The sequence below is a fragment of the Flavobacterium anhuiense genome, assembly GCF_900101855.1.
GTDB classification, from domain to species: domain Bacteria; phylum Bacteroidota; class Bacteroidia; order Flavobacteriales; family Flavobacteriaceae; genus Flavobacterium; species Flavobacterium anhuiense.
The window spans coordinates 60,696-80,957 of sequence record NZ_FMVC01000003.1 but is presented as its reverse complement, the minus strand read 5'-3'; the positions used below and the strand labels follow the sequence as shown (position 1 = coordinate 80,957).

General features: G+C 32.6%; 19 protein-coding genes. 7 read left to right on the top strand and 12 right to left on the bottom strand.

Annotation, left to right across the window (positions count from 1 at the left end):
- Positions 1-36: 36 nt before the first annotated feature.
- Entirely contained in the window at positions 37-1,524 is a 1,488-nt protein-coding gene (locus tag BLP44_RS08310; RefSeq protein ID WP_091131605.1) for an aminotransferase class V-fold PLP-dependent enzyme, read from the bottom strand.
- A 185-nt stretch (positions 1,525-1,709) separates the two neighbouring features.
- Between BLP44_RS08310 and msrA the strand changes: the two genes are divergently transcribed.
- On the top strand, positions 1,710-2,243 hold the full coding sequence (gene msrA, locus BLP44_RS08305) for a peptide-methionine (S)-S-oxide reductase MsrA (RefSeq protein ID WP_091131601.1): 534 nt from the start codon (positions 1,710-1,712) through the stop codon (positions 2,241-2,243).
- 176 nt (positions 2,244-2,419) lie between these two features.
- On the top strand, positions 2,420-3,988 hold the full coding sequence (locus tag BLP44_RS08300) for a protein adenylyltransferase SelO (RefSeq protein WP_091131598.1): 1,569 nt from the start codon (positions 2,420-2,422) through the stop codon (positions 3,986-3,988).
- A gap of 107 nt (positions 3,989-4,095) precedes the next feature.
- On the opposite strand, the gene BLP44_RS08295 is transcribed toward BLP44_RS08300, so the two are convergent.
- Both BLP44_RS08295 and BLP44_RS08290 read right to left on the bottom strand, forming a co-directional pair.
- Complete coding sequence (locus BLP44_RS08295) at positions 4,096-5,064, bottom strand: YpdA family putative bacillithiol disulfide reductase (protein ID WP_091131595.1); 969 nt, start codon at positions 5,062-5,064, stop codon at positions 4,096-4,098.
- 1 nt (position 5,065) lies between these two features.
- Positions 5,066-5,539: a CYTH domain-containing protein gene (locus BLP44_RS08290; protein ID WP_091131591.1), complete on the bottom strand. Its 474-nt coding sequence runs from the start codon at positions 5,537-5,539 to the stop codon at positions 5,066-5,068.
- Positions 5,540-5,798: 259 nt separating this feature from the next.
- Between BLP44_RS08290 and BLP44_RS08285 the strand changes: the two genes are divergently transcribed.
- Positions 5,799-6,323 (top strand): hypothetical protein, encoded by a 525-nt coding sequence (locus BLP44_RS08285; protein WP_091131588.1) that lies wholly within the window; start codon positions 5,799-5,801, stop codon positions 6,321-6,323.
- 97 nt (positions 6,324-6,420) lie between these two features.
- Here BLP44_RS08285 and BLP44_RS08280 read toward each other — a convergent pair whose 3' ends face one another.
- The 8 genes from BLP44_RS08280 to menD all read right to left on the bottom strand — a co-directional run bounded on the left by BLP44_RS08280 (position 6,421) and on the right by menD (position 15,545).
- Positions 6,421-7,461 (bottom strand): o-succinylbenzoate synthase, encoded by a 1,041-nt coding sequence (locus BLP44_RS08280; RefSeq protein WP_091131585.1) that lies wholly within the window; start codon positions 7,459-7,461, stop codon positions 6,421-6,423.
- Positions 7,462-7,575: 114 nt separating this feature from the next.
- Positions 7,576-8,814: a tetratricopeptide repeat protein gene (locus BLP44_RS08275; RefSeq protein ID WP_091131581.1), complete on the bottom strand. Its 1,239-nt coding sequence runs from the start codon at positions 8,812-8,814 to the stop codon at positions 7,576-7,578.
- A gap of 212 nt (positions 8,815-9,026) precedes the next feature.
- Positions 9,027-9,704: a metal-dependent hydrolase gene (locus BLP44_RS08270; RefSeq protein ID WP_091131578.1), complete on the bottom strand. Its 678-nt coding sequence runs from the start codon at positions 9,702-9,704 to the stop codon at positions 9,027-9,029.
- Positions 9,705-9,733: 29 nt separating this feature from the next.
- The gene (menA, locus tag BLP44_RS08265) at positions 9,734-10,696 is read right to left on the bottom strand and encodes a 1,4-dihydroxy-2-naphthoate octaprenyltransferase (protein WP_091131575.1); all 963 of its coding nucleotides are present in this window, start codon (positions 10,694-10,696) and stop codon (positions 9,734-9,736) included.
- A gap of 94 nt (positions 10,697-10,790) precedes the next feature.
- A complete protein-coding gene (locus BLP44_RS08260) occupies positions 10,791-11,624 on the bottom strand; it encodes a 1,4-dihydroxy-2-naphthoyl-CoA synthase (protein ID WP_008468959.1) in 834 nt (277 codons plus the stop codon).
- A gap of 808 nt (positions 11,625-12,432) precedes the next feature.
- Positions 12,433-13,287, bottom strand: a complete 855-nt coding sequence (locus BLP44_RS08255) for a CvfB family protein (RefSeq protein WP_008468957.1) — start codon at positions 13,285-13,287, stop codon at positions 12,433-12,435.
- A gap of 169 nt (positions 13,288-13,456) precedes the next feature.
- Positions 13,457-13,798, bottom strand: coding sequence for a DUF2853 family protein (locus BLP44_RS08250; protein ID WP_091131571.1), 342 nt, complete (start codon positions 13,796-13,798; stop codon positions 13,457-13,459).
- An 85-nt stretch (positions 13,799-13,883) separates the two neighbouring features.
- Positions 13,884-15,545: a 2-succinyl-5-enolpyruvyl-6-hydroxy-3-cyclohexene-1-carboxylic-acid synthase gene (gene menD, locus BLP44_RS08245; RefSeq protein ID WP_091131567.1), complete on the bottom strand. Its 1,662-nt coding sequence runs from the start codon at positions 15,543-15,545 to the stop codon at positions 13,884-13,886.
- Between the two features lie 177 nt (positions 15,546-15,722).
- Between menD and BLP44_RS08240 the strand changes: the two genes are divergently transcribed.
- Positions 15,723-16,898 carry a thioredoxin family protein gene (locus tag BLP44_RS08240; protein WP_091131562.1) on the top strand — a complete coding sequence of 392 codons (1,176 nt, stop codon included), beginning with the start codon at positions 15,723-15,725 and terminating at the stop codon, positions 16,896-16,898.
- A 14-nt stretch (positions 16,899-16,912) separates the two neighbouring features.
- Positions 16,913-17,410, top strand: coding sequence for a GNAT family N-acetyltransferase (locus BLP44_RS08235; protein WP_091131558.1), 498 nt, complete (start codon positions 16,913-16,915; stop codon positions 17,408-17,410).
- A 147-nt stretch (positions 17,411-17,557) separates the two neighbouring features.
- Here the strand turns inward: BLP44_RS08235 and BLP44_RS08230 are convergent, their stop codons facing one another.
- The gene (locus BLP44_RS08230) at positions 17,558-18,145 is read right to left on the bottom strand and encodes a glutathione peroxidase (protein ID WP_066034595.1); all 588 of its coding nucleotides are present in this window, start codon (positions 18,143-18,145) and stop codon (positions 17,558-17,560) included.
- A gap of 787 nt (positions 18,146-18,932) precedes the next feature.
- Here BLP44_RS08230 and BLP44_RS08225 point away from each other — a divergent pair.
- Positions 18,933-19,463 (top strand): RNA polymerase sigma factor, encoded by a 531-nt coding sequence (locus tag BLP44_RS08225; protein WP_008468949.1) that lies wholly within the window; start codon positions 18,933-18,935, stop codon positions 19,461-19,463.
- Positions 19,463-20,251: an anti-sigma factor gene (locus BLP44_RS08220; RefSeq protein WP_066034594.1), complete on the top strand. Its 789-nt coding sequence runs from the start codon at positions 19,463-19,465 to the stop codon at positions 20,249-20,251. The genes BLP44_RS08225 and BLP44_RS08220 overlap by 1 nt, the downstream gene beginning before the upstream one ends.
- Positions 20,252-20,262: the final 11 nt, after the last annotated feature.

The window sequence follows — 20,262 nt, the reverse complement described above, 5'->3', positions numbered from 1 at the left end:
TGGCTAAAAAATCTTTATTGGCTTTTTTAGAAAAATCTAAGATCTAAACCAGCTTTCAACCAATTCGTCTTCAAACGAAGTAGCGTCTTTATGAATAAACTCATTGCGATTTTTATCATAAGAATAATCCAAAGCCCAAGTTTTATGATTGGCTGCTAATTCTTTAATGCTTTTACAAACAAAAGCAATTTCTTCATCGGTTGTAGTTGGGTGAATTGACATTCTAATCCATCCTGGTTTTTTGATCAAATCACCAATAGTAATTTCGTTGACCAATTTATTTGAAGTTTCCTGATCAACATGCAATAAATAATGGCCATAAGTCCCAGCACAGCTGCATCCTCCTCTAGTTTGGATTCCAAAACGGTCATTTAAGATTTTAACCCCTAAATTAAAATGAAGATCATCAATAAAAAATGAAATTACCCCAAGACGTTCTTTGTGTTGTCCAGCTAAAATTTTGATATTCGAAACTGGTTCCAATTCAGAAAAAACATAATCGACAATTTCATGTTCACGCTCCATAATGTTTTCAATTCCCATTTCTTCTTTTAGTTCAATTGCGAGTGCAGTTTTGATAACTTGAAGAAAACCAGGGGTTCCGCCATCTTCACGATCTTCAATATTATCAATATATTTATGCTCTCCCCACGGATTTGTCCAGCTTACTGTTCCTCCGCCTGGACAATCAGGAATCATGTTGTTGTATAATTTTTTATTGAAAATTAAAACGCCTGAAGTTCCAGGACCGCCAAGGAATTTATGAGGTGACATAAAAATGGCGTCCAAATAAGCTTCTGGATCAGCTGGATGCATATCAATTTCCACATAAGGACCAGAACAAGCAAAATCAACAAAACAGACACCATTATATTGATGCATTAACTTTGCCGCTTCGTGAAAAGGAGTTCTTAAACCAGTAACATTTGAACAGGCAGTAATAGAAGCAATTTTGATAGTTCTATCTTTATATTTTTCTAGTAAAGCTTCAAGATTCTCTAAATTAAAAAGACCTTTTTCGCAAGACGGAATAATCTCAACATCTGCAATAGTTTCCAACCATGAAGTTTGGTTAGAATGGTGTTCCATATGAGAAATAAAAACAATAGGTTTTTTTTCTGCAGGAACATTGGTAAAACTCTTTAAATTCTCAGGAACTTTCAAACCTAAAATACGCTGAAATTTATTGATAACTCCAGTCATTCCAGTTCCATCCGTAATTAAAACATCATCGTTGTTTGCATTGGCATGACGCTTAATAATATGTCTGGCATGATGATATGCTTTTGTCATAGCAGTACCAGATACAGTAGTTTCGGTATGAGTATTAGCGACAAAAGGACCAAACTGATTTAATAGTTTTTCTTCAATCGGACGATATAGTCTTCCGCTGGCAGTCCAATCTGTGTAAATTATTGATTTTCTGCCATAAGGCGAAATAAATTCTTGATTTATACCGACAATATTCTTTCTAAATTCCTGAAAATAAGTTTCCAGTGTCATGGTACTATTTTTGCTATTCATTAGTTGTGCCTTGTGTTTGACTGCAAATATATATAGTTTTTTTATAAAATTGCGAATTTATCAATAGTAAACTTCAAACACTATATTACCGTTTAGTATTTTTAGTTAAAACAACTTTTTTTTAATAAATTATCATAATATCCTATCGAATTAATAGGCATTAAACTTTAAAGAAAGTATTATTTATGGGAAATTTATCAGTAGCTACCTTTGGTGGCGGATGTTTTTGGTGTATAGAAGCTGTAATCCAGCGATTAAAAGGTGTAGAATCAATAAAATCGGGTTATTCAGACGGATTTATAAAGAATCCTGCTTATCGTGAAGTGTGTACAGGAAGAACTGGACACGCCGAAGTGATTCAAGTGACTTTCAACCCTGACATAATTTCATATCATGACTTAATTTTCATTTTCATGACAAGTCATGATCCAACAACTTTAAATCGCCAAGGAGGCGATAGCGGAACACAATATCGTTCCATAATTTTATATCACGATGATAAGCAAAAAGAAATTGCAGAAAAAGTTTTTGAAGAAGTGCAACCTGCTTATGCAGATCATATTGTAACGCAATTAAAACCTTTTGAAGTTTTTTACGAAGCCGAAGATTATCATCAAAACTATTATAATGAAAATCAAGAAGCTGGATATTGCCAAGTGGTAATTGATCCAAAAATTCAAAAACTTAAAAAAATGTACGCTGATATGCTAATTGGCTAATTTTAAGTTTGTCACAGATTAAATTTTTTTTGTTTGCCACGAATTGCACAAAATCCCACTAATTTTTGGATTTAGTTGAAAAAACATTCGTGAAAATTTGTGCAATTCGTGGCAAATAGATAACACAGAAAATCTTTTTAATCTTTGTAATCTGTGGCATATAGAAAGAAAACAAAATGAAAAATCTAAAAATAAATAATCGATTTACTGCCGAATTACCAGCAGATCCAGATTTGACAAATGAAATTCGTCAGGTAAAAAATACGCTGTTTTCGTACGTAAATCCGACACAGCCTTCAAATCCAAAATTGATTCACGCTTCTGAAGAAGTTGCTGAATTGGTTGGTATTTCTAAAGATGAAATTCAATCAGAAGAGTTTTTAAATGTTTTTTCTGGAAAAGAGATTCTTCCAGAAACTAAGCCGTACGCAATGTGTTATGCAGGGCATCAATTTGGAAATTGGGCAGGACAATTGGGTGATGGTCGTGCTATCAATTTAACAGAAGTTGAAAATAACAATAAGTTTTATACTCTGCAATTAAAAGGCGCTGGAAAAACTCCTTATTCAAGAACTGCAGATGGTTTGGCTGTTTTACGTTCTTCGATAAGAGAGTATTTATGTGCTGAAGCGATGCATTATTTGAGAGTTCCCACTACCCGATCGCTTTCACTTGTTCTATCTGGAGATCAGGTTTTAAGGGATATTTTGTATAACGGAAATCCAGCTTATGAAAAAGGTGCTGTAGTTTGCCGAGTAGCTCCTTCTTTTATTCGTTTTGGAAGTTACGAAATGTTAACAGCCAGAAATGAGTTGAAAAACTTAAAGCAATTTGTAGAATTTACAATCAAACATTATTTCCCTGAAATCACAGGAGAACCAAAAGAACAATATTTGAAATTCTTCCAAAAAGTGGCTGATACAACGCGTGAAATGATCTTGCACTGGCAACGTGTCGGATTTGTGCATGGAGTAATGAACACAGACAATATGTCTATTCATGGCATTACAATAGATTATGGGCCGTATGGATGGCTAGAAAACTATGATCCAGATTGGACTCCAAATACTACAGACAGTCAAAACAGAAGATATCGTTTCGGAAATCAGCCTCATGTTGCTCAATGGAATCTGTTTCAATTGGCAAATGCTCTTTATCCATTAATTAATGAAGCTGCGCCTTTAGAAAAAATCCTAGACACATTTATAACTGACTTTGAAAAGGATTACAAAACAATGTTTTTGAGTAAACTAGGAATATTTACTTCAAGCGAAGCTGACGATAAAATTATTAAAGGTTTAGAAGAAATTTTACAGTTATCAGAAACGGATATGACTATCTTTTTTAGAAATCTGAGCAAGATTAAAAAAGATGATTCTGTAGAACAAGCATTCGAAAAAATAGAATATGCTTTTTATATTCCAGAAGAAATAAAAGAAAATATTCTAGATGCTTGGCAAAAATGGTTTACAGTTTATCTGAAAAGATTAAATGTAGAAGAACTTTCGGATGATGAACGTTCAGAAAAAATGAACCAGATTAATCCAAAATATGTACTGCGAAATTATATGGCACAATTAGCAATTGATGCTGCAGATAAAGAGGATTATTCTTTGGTTGATGAATTGTTTCAGCTTTTGAAAAATCCGTATGACGAACAACCTGAATCTGAAAAATGGTTTGCAAAACGTCCAGATTGGGCTAGAACTAAGGTTGGCTGTTCTATGTTGTCTTGTAGTTCTTAAAAGTTTTTTTGCCACAAATTACAAGAATTTACGCTAATTTCTTTTTTATAAAGTAAAAACTAAACTTATAAAATTTGTGGAAATTCGTGTAATTCGTGGCAAACTTTTTACTTTGTGCTTATAAAATCTACAATCATATTAGCATGAATTCTGGAGTTTTCTATAAACCACTTATGCGTTTGCATTCCGCCACAAACTACTCCGGCAAGAAATAAACCTTCTACATTAGTTTCCATCGTTTCTGGATTATAAACAGGGATTTTCAGTTCGTCATTAGAAAGCTGAATTCCGATTTTTTCAAGAAAATTCAAATCTGGTTTGTAGCCCGTTAGCGCCAAAACAAAATCATTTTCAATTGTAACTTTTCCGTTTGGTGTTTGAATTTCTACTTCATTTTCACGGATTTCGGTAATATTAGATTCAAAATAAGCTTTAATGCTTCCTTCGGAAATTCGATTTTCGATATCAGGTTTTACCCAATACTTTACGCGCTTATTAATTTCGTTTTTACGAATAACCATTGTCACTTCTGCTCCTTTTCTCCAACATTCCAACGCAGCATCGACAGAAGAATTATTGGCTCCGACAACCAAAACTTTTCTGAACGCATATTCGTGTGCTTCTTTATAATAATGGCGGACTTTTGGAAGATTTTCTCCTGAAACATTCATTTCAATCGGAATATCATAAAAGCCAGTTGCGATTATAACATTCTTTGATTCGTAATTGTTTTTATCCGTTGCAATCTTGAAAATTTCTTTATTTTTCTGAATATCAAGAACTTTTTCAAATAAATTAATATTGAATTTGAAATAGCGGTGAATATTTCTATAATATTCCAAAGCTTCTTGTCGCCCTGGTTTTGGTGCCAGACAATTGAACGGAATGCCGCCAATTTCTAATCTTTCTGCGGTAGAGAAAAAGGTCATGTAAAGCGGATAGTTAAAAATACTATTAACGATCGCGCCCTTTTCTATAATTACATATTTTAAATTTTTCTTTTCTGCTTCTATTGCACAGGCAAGCCCAATCGGTCCGCCTCCTACAATAACAAGGTCATATATTGATTCTGTCATTTTACTTTTGCCAGTCTTTATAAGGATTTTTGCTTAAATAAGCGTTGTAATATCTTTCGTCGTTTGTAACTTCTTCTCCGAGCCATTCTGGTTTTTCAAAAACTTCATCCTCAGAATTTAGTTCAATTTCAGCCATTACTAAGCCTTCATTTTCTCCATAAAATTCATCTACTTCAATTACATGTTCTCCAGATTGTAATTCGTAGCGTGTTTTTTCAATTTTGCCTTTTTCGCATAATTTTAATAATTCCTGAGCTTCATCAAGCGGAATTTCATTTTCCCATTCAAAACGAGACATACCGCCGCTATGGCTTATTCCCTTTATGGTTATAAAGCCTTTGTGTCCTTTAATTCTAACCCTAACCGTTCGCTCGGGAGCAGAACTCAAATAGCCTTGAGCAATTTTATTCTGAGTAAAAGCTTTATTCTTGTATGCGTCAGATTTTACAAGAAACTTTCTTTCTATTTCAACCATTTTAATTCTAGATTATTTTTATGCAAGTTACTCATTTTAATCAAGCCCTTGAACTTATAAAAAATGAAAAATATGTTAATTGATGCTTTTTGTCATATTGAAAAAAGCATCAAAATAACTGATTGTTAACATCTTGCAATTATTATTTTAAGTAATTTTGATAGAATTCATTCCTCGTCAAACAACTAGTTATCAGTCTAAAATAATCTTTTACATAACTAAAAACTTACTATAGTTTAAACTCTAAAATAAAACGATCATGAATGTGCCTTATGTTGTAATACCAATAGCACTAGGTGTAATCTGCGGGATTTTAGGTTACATACTAGGAAAAATTACTTTTAAGAATGATAATGCTCTTTCAGCATCTCTTCAAGCTGATTTAGATGTTTGCAAAGCGCATACAAAAAATTTAAACTCAAGAATATTAAAATTAGAAGCAGAACTTGCTGCGAAAAATAAAACAGTAATTCCTGAAATAATTCCGTTTGAACCTGCATTAGCCTTAAGTGCTTTAGGAAAAAAAATAAAGGAAAATGACTTGAAAATAGTGGAAGGAATTGGTCCAAAAATAGAATCTTTATTTATCGAGGCAGGAATAAAAACATGGCAAAACCTTTCGCAAGCTTCTACAGAGAAGTTACAAGCTATTTTGGATGCCGGCGGAGAAAACTATGCGATGCATAATCCTAGTACTTGGGCTAAACAAGCATTAATGGCTTATCAAGGAAAATGGAAGGAATTGAAAGATTGGCAGGATAGTTTGTTGGGAGGAAAAGAGTAAAAGACACTAAGTTTCTAAGGTGTTAAGATTCTAAGTCTCAAGAAAACAATAGTTGAGATTTAGTCAACTTTTAGAGCGTAAAAAAAATCTTAGCACTTTAGAGACTTAATAACTTTTCCCAATTCTTAGAAGCATTATACCAAAGCTGGCCATTTTTTACTTCTAGTGGACAATCTATATTATTAGTATATAATGCTCCAGTTCCTAAACCTTGCGGCATGTCTGAGTTTAATGTAAATGTCCATTGTGCAATCGCATTCAGTCCGATATTGCTTTCTAATGCAGATGTAATCCACCAGCCGATATTGTATTTTTCTGCTAAAGTGATCCATTCTTGCGTACCACGAAAACCACCAATGAAACTTGGTTTTAAAATGATGTATTGAGGCTTAATTTCTTGAAGCAATTTTTCTTTTTCCTCAAACGAAAATACGCCGATTAATTCTTCGTCTAAAGCGATTGGGAATGGCGTTTGTTTACACAATTGAGCCATTTCTACGATTTGGCCTTTTTTGATAGGCTGTTCGATGCTATGAAGCTGAAATTGTTTTAATTGATTTAGTTTATCTAAAGCTACTTTTGAAGAAAAAGCACCATTTGCATCTACTCTGATTTCTATTTCTTCAGCAGAAAAATGGCTTCTGATAAATTGCAGCAATTCTAATTCCTTATCAAAATCAATAGCTCCAATTTTAAGTTTTATACAGCTAAAACCATCGGCCAATTTTTCTTCAATCTGCTGTTTCATAAAAGCAGATTCACCCATCCAAACTAATCCGTTTATGGCAATTGAATTTGCACCATCAGTAAAATTAGAGGGAAATAAAAGATATGGATTTTCACTTTTAAGCGATAAAAAAGCCATTTCTATTCCAAATTGTATGGAAGGAAATTCTAATAAGGCATTCCAAAGTGCTGTTTCTCCTAAATGAATATTATCGCAAGCCCACTTTAGTTTCTCTTCGTAATCTGGACGGTCATCTGCGCTTAAGCCACGCAGAATACCACACTCTCCTATTCCTTTTTTTCCATTTTCTTCTAGTATTATAAACCAAGTTTCTTTCTCGGTCATAATTCCTCGGGAAGTTCCAGACGGGCGTTTAAATTCTAGTAGATATTTATGATAAGATGCGTTCATTTTTTAAGGTGCTAAGATTCTAAGATGCTAAGATGCTGAGTTGCTCAGTTAAAAAAAGATACTTTACAAAGCATTTCACATCTAAGTTACTTAGTATCTCAGTAACTTAGAAACTTAATTATATAATTTTAAGATTTTTTCGAAATCTTTTGAAGGCAGATCTGCTTTTTCAAAAGCTTGAAAATCGAGTTTTGTTTTTGCAACCCAGCTTAAACTATCAGTTACGTTTTGAGACTGATATTTTTTGTAAATCGCTTTGGCAGCGCTATAATCATCGCTTACCAAATAAGTATGTGCTAAATTTAATTTGACCAATAATTCTGTATCATCCAGCTTTTCTCCTTCTTGAAGCACTTTTAATGCTTTTGCATATTGCTTAGTCAAAATGTAGCAATAACCTAGCGAACTGTAATCTACAGCAGTTGCTTTGCCTTCGTTTACAATTGTATTTAATTTCGGAATTGCTTCGTTATATTTTTGCACTTTAATTAAAGACACGACTTGTTTTCTTAAATCGTTGAATACATTTTTGGATATATCAGCATCTTTGTAACAGCTGTTTCCAAAATCTTTGTAGACTTTTGTTTTTTCGACAGCTAATAATTTTTGAAACTCATCGTAACGATATTGTTTCATGATTTTATTGAGAATACAAACGCAAAAATCATCTGAATTGGCCATTTTTTGTGCCATTGTAGATGTTTTGCACAAACTTATAATTTCATTTTTATTGTCCTGATTCCAGCCACGGTTTAGTTTTGTGTCTACCCATGGCACTACTTCCAGAACTACTTTTTGGCTTAATAGCCAATTCTTGCTTTCAAAACCAAACCAGATTGTACTGATATTTTCTTTTAAACAAGAAGATTTGCCAATAGATAAACGCTTGGCGTCTTTACTTACAGGTTCTGCCTGAGAATAACAAGCTTTATCTATTTTACCGTCTGTAACGTATTTTTTCGCGTTTTCATTAGAAGTAAAAATCGAATACGTGCATTCATCATCTCCTGAAATTTTCGACATCAAGAACACTGCGCCCGCAGAACCTTGACTTACGCCTGTTGGATCTGGTATTGCTTTCAATAAAGAGACCAAGCTATTGGCCATTTCTTGATTTTTATCTAAAAGGGTAATTCTATAGACAATTTCTGTAGTTCCAACAGGTAAATCTTCTGTTGGTATAGAAATTCTATCGCGTGCCGGAACCATAATTTCTTTTGTTGTAGCACGCTCTTTATCCCAATAACCGTCTTTTTGTGCAAGCGCGCTACAGGAGATTGCGATAAATAGGAATAAAATGATTTTTTTGAAAGTTGTATTTTGTGATGATGCTTTAATTGCCACAGATTTCACAGATTAAAATGATTTTTACTTTAAAAAACTTTAATTCAATTAACATAGATTATGCCAAATCACTTTCTTATGGAATTGAGTGCCCTAGCCCCGATACTAGCGGTATCTCCCGATTTAGAAAAACAAGGCTTTTTTAGCCGTAGTTTTTGTTAATCGGGAATTTAGCCGAAAGCGGGATTAGCTCCTTCTTTCGACTCCGCTCAGGATGACAATTATAATTCAATCGAATCTCCAATTGGTAAAAGCATTAAATCTTTTCCCTTATCGAAAAATTTGCGAATTGCTTCTTCATGATTGATTTCGATATAGCCAAAAGTATCATAATGATATCCTAAAACTTTGTCGCATTCTACAAAATCTGATGCAATAATAGCATCTTCAATATCCATTGTAAAATTGTCTCCGATTGGAAGAATCGCTAAATCTAGTTTTGTGCGAAGCGGAATCAATTTCATATCATACGTCAATGCCGTATCTCCAGCAATGTAGATATTTTTATGTTCGCCTTCAATAACAAAACCTCCAGGATTTCCTCCGTAAGAACCGTCTGGAAAACTGCTTGAGTGTATTGCGTTTACATATTTTACTTTTCCGAAATCAAATTTCCAGCTTCCGCCATGATTCATTGGATGCGAATTGAATCCTTTTTTGGCATAGTAGCTTGCAATTTCAGCGTTAGAAACAATTACCGCATTCGTGTTTTTAGCAATAGCATCAACATCTAAAACGTGATCAGGGTGTGCGTGAGTCAGCAAAATATAATCGGCTTTTATTGTGCTAAGGTTGATTGATGCTGCTTGCGGGTTTCCGGTAATAAATGGATCCACAATAATGTATTTTCCTCCTACTTCAATTCCTAATGAAGCGTGTCCGTAGTATGTAATTTTCATTCTGTTACCTTTTTAAATTAAACATGTTTTTATCTTCCTCCTAAAAAGAGGTTTACAATAATATCTGAAATCAGCGAAATCATACAAACTGTAAGTAATATAGAAAGTAAAAATGTGCTCAATGCCAGTTTTTTCAATTCTGGATCTAATAGTTTTGGATCTTGATTTTTGTAAACCGTAATTAAATGTTTTGTCAACGGAATATATGCCAATACAAATAAATATTGGTCAAAGTTATAATCGCTTAAAATAGCAAATACAACCACCAAAACCATTGCCGTAATAATCAAGAAAAAGTGATATTTTTTGGCATTTTGAGCTCCAATCTGTACTACGATTGTGTTTTTTCCAGATTTTTTATCAGATTCCTGATCGCGCATATTGTTTAGGTTCAAAACTCCAACGCTTAACAATCCGATTGCTACCGCAGGAAGGATTAAAAGCGGATCAACTTCTTTTGCATACAAAAAGTTAACGCCTAAAGTACTCACTAATCCGAAGAAAATGAAAACGAATAAATCTCCAAATCCTCTGTAACCATAAGCAGAATTACCTACGGTATATTTAATTGCCGACGCGATAGCTGCTATTCCTAACAATAGAAAAAAGATAGAATATCCGAAATTGTCTTTTCCAAAAGCAAAATATATCAATATGATTGCGGATAGTAAAGTCAAAAAAGAAGTAATAATAATGGCTTTTTTCATTGCCTGCGGCGTAATGACACCACTCTGTATAGCACGCTGAGGCCCTACACGGTCTGCGTTGTCAGTACCCTTTACTCCATCGCCATAATCGTTTGCAAAATTGGATAAAACCTGTAGTCCTAGTGTTGTCAATAAGGCGAAACCAAAAACTTTCCAGCTAAAAACTTCAGTTGGTGTATTGATAGTTTCGGTTGGATTTGACAAAGCATAAATGCTCCCAACTATAATTCCGGAAACTGATAAAGGTAATGTGCGCAATCTAGCGGCTTCAATCCAATGTTTCATGTTTTAATTTTAGATTTTAGAATATAGATTTTAGATTATTATGTTCTGATTTAAAATTATAGATTGAAAATTTAAAATCAGAAATCTAAAATTATTAAGGTATCCATTTATTTTCACCGAAGTTTGGTTTTCTTTTTTCTAAGAAAGCATTTCTTCCTTCTTTAGCTTCTTCGGTCATGTAAGCCAAACGAGTTGCTTCTCCTGCAAAAACTTGTTGTCCGACCATTCCGTCATCTGTTAAGTTCATTGCAAATTTTAGCATTTTTATAGAGGTTGGTGATTTTTGAAGAATTTCCTGAGCCCATTCGTAAGCAGTAGCTTCCAATTCGTCATGAGGAATTACAGCATTTACCATTCCCATTTCAAAAGCTTCTTGAGCAGAATAGTTTCTTCCTAAGAAAAAGATTTCACGTGCTTTTTTCTGTCCTACCATTTTAGCCAAATATGCCGATCCGTAACCGCCATCAAAACTAGTTACGTCTGCGTCAGTTTGTTTAAAAATGGCGTGTTCTTTACTGGCAAGCGTCATATCACAAACCACATGCAAACTATGTCCGCCACCTACAGCCCAACCTGGAACAACAGCAATAACCACTTTCGGCATAAAACGAATTAAACGCTGCACTTCTAGAATATTCAAGCGGTGCTGTCCATCATCTCCAACATATCCTTGATGTCCACGTGCATTTTGATCTCCACCGCTGCAGAAAGAATAAACTCCGTCTTTTGTTGAAGGTCCTTCAGCAGAAAGCAAAACAACTCCGATTGAAGTATCTTCTTGCGCGTCGTAAAAAGCTTGGTATAATTCTGAAGTAGTTTTAGGACGGAATGCATTTCTAACATTTGGTCTGTTAAAGGCAATTCTTGCTACTCCGTTGCATTTTTTATAAGTTATATCTTCAAATTCTCTGGCTGTAATCCATTCCATTTTGATTTTTTGTTTTAATAATTATACGGTAAAAATAAAGCATTTTTACTACTTTACCTACTCAATCTGCCTTAAGTCTTTGCTAAATTGATGTGCAATGTTAACAATTAGTATTTACTTACAAAAAATAACATTTTTTAACATTAGTTTAGAAAAATAATATTTAATTTTACAGCCTAGAAATCAATGAGATACAAAATATTTCAATGATTCCAGATTGATTTTCTTTCACTGATTTATTAACCTAAAAAATGATTTTTTTGAGAAAATTTAAAAAATTTGTCGCTCATTTTTTTAGGGTTTTCACAAACAAACCTCAATTAAAAGAGCAAATGATTTATGTGTTTGTCGAAACTTCAAAAAGAAAAAAGTAACACCTAAGGTTAAATGTTAGAATTGTATCTATAATTAGTATAGAAATGATAACGAAAAGAGGAAAAAAGTACTAATTCGCACTTTCTAAAAGTTATTTTATAAACCAATGGATGAGCCGTGAAATTTATTTTTTTGCTTTTGAGATAGGTACATTTATTATTTAAAAGACATACCCATCAATGGAATAATTTCTAAAATTCGTAAAGCTATTGTTCTGAGATGGACTCGAATTATTTTATTTCTGTTTTTTTTTAATTACAATTTTTTTTAAAACTGAATAAAAAGCGAAAGGCTGCTTGTAATGAGCAGCCTTTTGTGTTATAATAATTTTGCTAGCGCAAAATAAATTCCAAATTTTAAACTCCAAATTCCGATGGATTGTGTTGAATCAGTCTTGAAATTTGGAATTTTAAATATTGGAATTTCTAGATTTTTATTCTTTCACAAGATAAATCCCGTCTTCTTTAATTTCAATAAGTTTTTCTTTATACAAAGCTCCGATTGCTTTCTTAAATGATTTCTTACTCATTTTCAAAACGGTTTTAATATCTTCAGGATGAGAATTGTCATTCAATCTAAGAAACCCTCTGCTAGCTCTCAGTTCGCTTAATATTTTTTCGGCATTAGGTTCTATGCTTTCAAAACCTTGAGCCTGAAGTGCTACATCAATTTTATTGTCAGGACGAATATTTTTGATATACCCACGCATTCTGTCTCCAGTTCTTATCGAATCATCATACACTTCATCTTTGTATAAAAGACCTTTATGACGTTCATTTATAATAACATTGATTCCCATATCGGTAATATGAGAAACTATCAAATCGACTTCTTCCCCTTTTTCAACCGTCAACGTATCGTTACTCAAAAATTGATTGGTTTTACTCGAAGCCACCAAACGATTCGTCTGTTTGTCCATATATAAATAAACCAAATAGCGTTTCCCTTTTTCCATTGGACGCGCCTGTTCTTTAAACGGGACCAAAATATCTTTCTCCATTCCCCAGTCCATAAATGCGCCGACATTATTGATGTAGTTTACACGTAAAAGAGCAAATTCATTCAATAAAATGTACGGAACCAAAGTTGTCGCGACTGGTCGCTGTTCGTGATCTAAGTAAACAAAAACGATTAATTCTTCACCAATTTCAAATACTTTTGGCACATATTTATTTGGAAGCAAAACGTCGTGAACTCCATCTGGATCATTTTCCGGATCTCCTAAAAATAAACCAACTTTGGTATCACGTAATATAGTTAGCGTATTGTATTTTCCTATTTCTAGCATTTTTATAAGTTTCTAAGCAGTTAAACTGCTAAGTTCTGAGACGCAAAGGTACGAAGTTTGGCGCGGTACAAAGAAATTAATTTTAACAAAACTTGATTTGCAGGAAAAAAATAGAAAATCCCTTTACAACAGTTGTTATAAAGGGATTTTAAATTATGCCAATTGCATATTATTTGTATACACTTTCTTTTTTAAAGTGAACTGTTAATAAATAATACACAACAGCTCTGTATTTGTGTTTGTTAGATTTTCCGTATTTTTCTAATACAGCGTGAATTGCCCCGAATAATTCTGGACTATCTTTTAAACCTAGCTTTTTAACTAAAAAATTATTTTTTACCGTCTCTAATTCAGATTCTTGAGATCCTGCTACAACTGATGCATCATCATTATATATAGAAGGACCACAGCCAATGGTAACTTTAGTCAATAAATCCATATTTGGAGTTACTCCACATTTATCCTTCAAATCTGAAGCATACTTTTTAATTAATTCTTCTCTCTTGCTCATAATTATATAATTGGTGAATAATAGACCAAATGTATAATTAAGGAAGATTTAAAACAATAATTTTAACAAATATTTTCTTTCAATTTTAAATTAAGTATTTAAAATACTGTTTTAAAATAAGGTCATTTTCAGTTGTTGGCGTAAAAATTTCTAGAATACACGGAGTTTCGTTAGAATCATATAGAGAATTGATTCCGTTTTCTAATGATGGAACATCATGAGATGTAAAATAATTCAAACCATACATTTTTGCCAAATGCTCAGCAGTCAATTTATGTGAAGTTTCAAAATAGGTATTGAAAACTGGTTTTTCTTGATGACCAGGTAGAATTCTAAAGATTCCTCCTCCTCCATTATTAACTAAAATAATTTTGAAGTTTTTAGGAATATAAGAGTTCCAGAGAGCATTGCTATCGTATAAGAAACTTATATCTCCAGTAACAAAAATGGTTTGTTTTTCGCTTCCAACCGCTGCACCGATTGCTGTAGAAGTACTTCCATCAATTCCGCTTGTTCCTCGATTGCAAAAAACTTCTATAGAATTATCAATATCAATAAGCTGTGCATAACGAATAGCAGAACTGTTGCTAATCTGTAGCATGCTGTTTTTAGGCAATGATTCAATTACTTTTTCAAAAACTTTAAAATCTGAAAATTCGATTTTATTTAAATAGTCTTTTCTTCTCTCTAATCTTGTCTGGTAAACCGTATTTACATTATTAAAATAATTACTTTTTACAAAAGATGTTTTTGAAAGCAAGTCTTTAAAGAAATCATTTGGCTGCATCTCAAAATGCTTGGTCAATGCACCAAATGTATCATAAGCCCGCAAAGTATCTATGTGCCAATGATGTTTTGGTTTGTATTTTCGCAGAAATCCTTTTATTCTTTTTGAAACCACCATTCCACCAAAAGTAACCAATACTTCAGGGTTAAATTTCTTAAAATCAAAATCATCAAAAGGCGTAATTAAAGTATCTATTGAATTGATAAAACTTTCGTGATGAAGATTTGAAGTCGTTTCTGTAAGCACGACAACAGATGGATCTGAAGCTAAATTTTCAATAATTTCTTTATCAATTGTATTCGCTTCGTTAACTCCAACTAAGATTAATTTTCGTTTTGCAGTATTCCAAACAGAAATTACTTCTTCATTATTTTCTATCATTAATGGAAAAGCTTCTGGCTTTGGATTTGTAATTTTTGGCTGTACAGAAAGCTCTTCTGTTGTTTCGTAAAGCGGTTCTTCAAAAGGCGCATTAATATGAACTGGACCTTTTTTAAGAATTGCCGTTTCAATTGCCAGATTGATTTTTAAATCGTTCTCTTCTGATGCTTCTTCAGTTAAATTAGCATTAAAAACAGAATGATTAGCAAAAACATTTTCCTGACGAATGGTTTGTCCGTCGCCAATATCAATTTTGCTCTGTGGACGGTCAGCAGAAATTACAATCAATGGAATCTGACTGTAAAACGCTTCTGCCAAAGCAGGATAATAATTTAATAAAGCTGATCCTGAAGTGCAAACTATAGCAGTTGGCTGTTTGGTTTGCTGTGCAATTCCTAAAGCAAAAAAAGCAGCACAACGCTCGTCTGCAATACTGTAACAGTTGAAGTTTGGATTTTGAGCAAATCCGATAGTTAACGGTGCATTTCTAGATCCAGGAGAAATTATAATATTGACAATGCCTTTGGCAGATAAAATTTCGATAATGCTTTGTGCAAGCGCTATTTTGGGGTAAATCATTCCGGTCGTGTATTACTTTTTTTAAAGAAAATCTTTCATTTGATTTTTCTTCATCTTGCTTACAAAGTTACAAACTTCGCACTTGATTTGTATTATAATTAGGAATATATTAAGGCTCTTTCCCGAAAAAGGGAATATATTTGTAAAATCGAATAATTAATAAAAGCCTGACCTAATATGCGTTTCTTATTTATACTTTTTTTATCTGTTACTTTTCAAACCATAACTTCTCAGAATCAATTTGTTCCTGTTGATGTTCCGTATAAAACGGCTTTAGAAAATGCAAAAAAAGAAGGAAAGCCACTTTTTGTTATGCTTTATGCAAATTGGTGTCCGCATTGTAATTTAATGAAAGCGGAAGTTTTGAGCGATCCTGCTGTAATGGATTTTTTGAACAAAAATTTTGTTTGCACTTATAAAAACATTGAAAAAGAAGAAGGAACTGCATTAAAAAATAAATTCAATACCAAATCGCTTCCAACTTTCTTATTTCTTGATAGTAATGAAACTTTAATTTATGCATTGAAAGGCGAAATGAAAAAACCTGAATTCTTAAATGAACTCAACAATGCTTTGAATCCGAAAATGCAGTTGCCATATTTAGAAAAACAATTTCTTACAGATCCAAGCAATTCAGATAAGTTCTTTTATTATTTAAATACTTTAAGAAAAGGAAAAGACAGAACGGAATTGTCAAAACCAACTTATATTTATCTGAATACTCAAACAGACAAGCAATTGGTTAGCGAAGTAAACTGGCGTGTCATTGCAAATGGTGTAACCGATATTAAATCTAGAGAATTTCAGTATGTTTTAAATCATCAGAAAGAGTTTGCAGCTGTTGCATCTCAAAATCGAGTTGACCGTAAAATTGAAAGTATTGTAAATGAGTTGCTTCGTCCTTTAGTTGACAATTTAGATACTGTAAACTATTACAAACAAAGAGAAGTTGCCAAATCAATTCGATTGCAAAAAACAGATTCTCTAGTTTTTAAATATGATTTGACGTTGGCAGAAAGAACTGAAAAATGGGACTTTTACAAAAAAGTTACGCTCGAAGATACCCAAAAATTGGTTTGGAATGATGCAAGCTTTTTAAAAGATATCGGAAACACTTATTTTAAACATATTAATGATAAAGAAAGTTTGAAAAAAGCCATTTTCTGGGTAGATCGCTCTTTAGAATTAAATAATTCGTATGACGGTAATTTGCTTGAAGCAAAACTTTACAATAAAATAAAAGACAAAAAGAAAGCTTTAGAATACGCCAAAAATGCCAAAGCCATAGCCAAAGAAATGGACTGGAATTCTAAAGAAGTAGACACTTTATTAGCTGAATTGAATACCAAATAACTGTAATAATACCAATGAGCATTATATTAAGACCTGCAACGACAAACGATTTGCAAAAAATTCTAGAAATTGTAAATCATTCCATTTTACACACTACTGCCAATTATAGTTATGAAATCCAGACTTTGGAAATTCAAACAAAATGGTTTGAAGATAAAATGGCCAAAAATCTTCCTGTAATTGTAGCCGATTTAGATGGTGAAGTGGTTGGTTTTGGAAGTTATGGACAGTTTAGAGAAAAGATTGGCTATCAATATACTGTTGAACATTCTGTTTATGTGGTCGATAATATAATAGGAAAAGGAATTGGCTCTAAACTTTTGACAGAACTAATCCGTTTGGCTAAGGAGCAAGGTTATCATGTTATGATTGGCGCTATTGATGCCGATAATGGAGGAAGTATTGCTTTTCATGAAAAATTCGGATTTGTTGCTACAGGAACAATTCGCGAAGTTGGCTATAAATTTGACCATTGGCTGGATTTGGTTTTTATGCAGCTTATTTTGGTTTAACCTTAACACTTAACCGTAAAGGGCACAAAGAATTGCGCAAAGTTCGCAATGATTATTTTAAGAACTCTGTCTCTTTGTATCTTTGCAACTTTGAAGCTCAAAAAAAAACACAAATTTGAAAATTCAAATTTGTGTTTTTTTTTTAATTTAGCTTTTAATCCAATTGATAACTTCTGGTTCTGTTACTAGAGTTTTTGGTTTAATTACTTTTACCAATTCTCCTTTCTCGTTGATTAAGTATTTCTGAAAATTCCATTCTACTTCAGAATCTTGCAGACCGTTTCTTGATTTTTCAGTTAAGAATTTATAGACATCACACATATCGCTTCCTTTTACTGAAACTTTGCTCATCATTGGGAAAGAAACTCCATAATTTTGCTGGCAGAATGTTTCGATTTCTTTATTTGTTCCTGGCTCCTGAGATGCGAAGTTATTTGCAGGGAAACCAACAATCACAAATCCTTTATCTTTATATTGTTTATAAACTGCTTCTAAATCTTTATACTGAGGCGTTAAACCGCATTTTGAAGCAGTGTTGACAATCATGATTTTTTTGCCTTTTAAAGACGCAAAGTCAAAAGTGTCTCCTGATAAATCTTCTACTTTAAATTGGTAGATTGTTTCTTTTGCCATGGTTTTATCCTTTTTAGATAATTTGTTATTACTGGTTTGAGCATTTAATCCTGTTGCAGATAAAACTGCTGCTCCAAATAGCATAAAAAGTATTTTTTTCATCTTTTAATTTTTTATAAAATTAGCTAAAATCCATTTCACAAAAACTATTTTAGGCCTTTAATTTTTGCTAATCAAAAGTTAAATAATAAAATGAAGCCTAACGTTAATCAGACGTTAGGCTTCCCCCCATACAAACAAATCAAACCATGAATTAATTATTATGCAATCTTTTATAAATTATAGTTGATGACTCGGTTATGTCGAAAATCGTTTATCCCCCATATGTCAAACGTCTCTTAAAAATCTTAAAATGGCTTGTATCGATGTAAAATTAAATCCTAAATAGCCGAGACATATTAAAAAATCTTCGGTTGGAAGTCCGAGCACATCAACTATACAGTATTTATGTTTTGTTATTTTTCATACTCAAATTTGGCTCAGCCATAAATTTTGGAATCACATACATTTACGCGAATGCACAAGGCATCTTTTACAAAGTCTTTTTCAGTAAATATGGTCAGTGATAAAACTGTTGTTAAGCCCACTATTAATATTTTAACTATTATTTTGCTATCCATAAGTCCTTAGTAATGTTCTAACAACAGTTTATTTCAAATTTTATGACTGTAATAAGGTCTTTCTCATATTATTAAAATCATTTACGTAATTGGATTTATTTTGGTTTTAAAAAAAGTGAGAAAAAATTCATTTTTTTTCTAAACCCTTTATTTTCCTAGGTTTTGGACTACAAAAAAAAATCAAAAAAATCAAAAAAAAATAATTTACCTTTATAACAGTTAGCGAATAAACTTTAACTTTTAATGTTTAAACTTTAAATTCCAAATCTATGAGTCAAGAAGAACTGTTAGTTTTAATTTACCAAAAAGACGAAAAAGCTTTTACACATTTGTATGATATGTATTCAAAAAGCTTGTTTTCAGTCATTCATGTGCTAATCAAGAATCGCGAAGAGGCAGAAGATGTACTTCAGGATGTTTTTGTCAAAATTTGGAAAAACATAGATTCTTATAATGAAAGTAAAGGACGATTTTATACCTGGATTCTTAATATCGCTCGAAATACCTCGATCGATAAACTTCGTTCTAAAGATTTTAATAACAGCCAAAAAAACCTTTCATCAGATAATTTCGTAAATCTTTTAGATGAGAGCAATAAATTGAGTCATAAACTAGATGCAATTGGAATTCAAGAATTTGTAAAAAAACTAAAACCAAAATGTATTGAAATAATCAATTTATTGTTTTTTAAAGGATATACCCAGCAAGAAGCTTCAGAAGAATTGGCAATGCCACTGGGAACTATAAAAACGCAAAACAGAAACTGTATTAACGATTTACGTAATTATTTGAAGATATAATGGAAGCACAAGAATATATAGAATCAGGAATTTTAGAGCTGTATGTTTATGGCTTATTAAGTGAAAAAGAGAATCTTGAAATTGCTGAACTGGCTAAAAAGAATCCTGAAGTAGATCAGGAAATTATTTCTATAGAAAAAGCTGTAATAGCGCTTTCTTCGAGTTTTTCTCCATTTCATTCTGTGGAAAATTTCGAAAAAATTAAAGCTCGTCTTGAACTTAAACACGGAAAAGTAGTCGAAATGAAACCTGCTTCAAACTGGTCTCAATATGTGGGCTGGGCTGCAGCAGTATTATTATTGCTAGGTTTAGGATATCAGACTTTAGAATTGACTAAAACAAAAGAAGCTATCTCTACTGTTGGAAATGAAAAGAATAAAATTGAGCGTGAATATGCTTTTTTAAATCAGCAGAATAAACAGACCGAGAAAAACTTAAGCATTGTAAGAGATATTAAAAACACTGGAGTAACACTCGGCGGTCAGGCAGTATCGCCAAAATCTTATGCAAAAGTATATTGGAATAAGGAAACCAAAACTACGTATATCGATGCGGCTGGATTACCTACTCCGCCAAAGGGAATGGTTTATCAGGTTTGGTCTTTAAAATTAAGTCCTGTTCTTACACCAACAAGTATTGGTTTGCTGGATAATTTTGAAGGAAATTCTCAGAAAATCTTTGCTGTCAGCCAAACCGACTCAGCAGAAGCTTTCGGAATTACTTTGGAACCAGCCGGTGGAAGTTTGACTCCAACAATGGAACAGCTTTATACTTTAGGGAAAGTTTAAAATTTAATCTT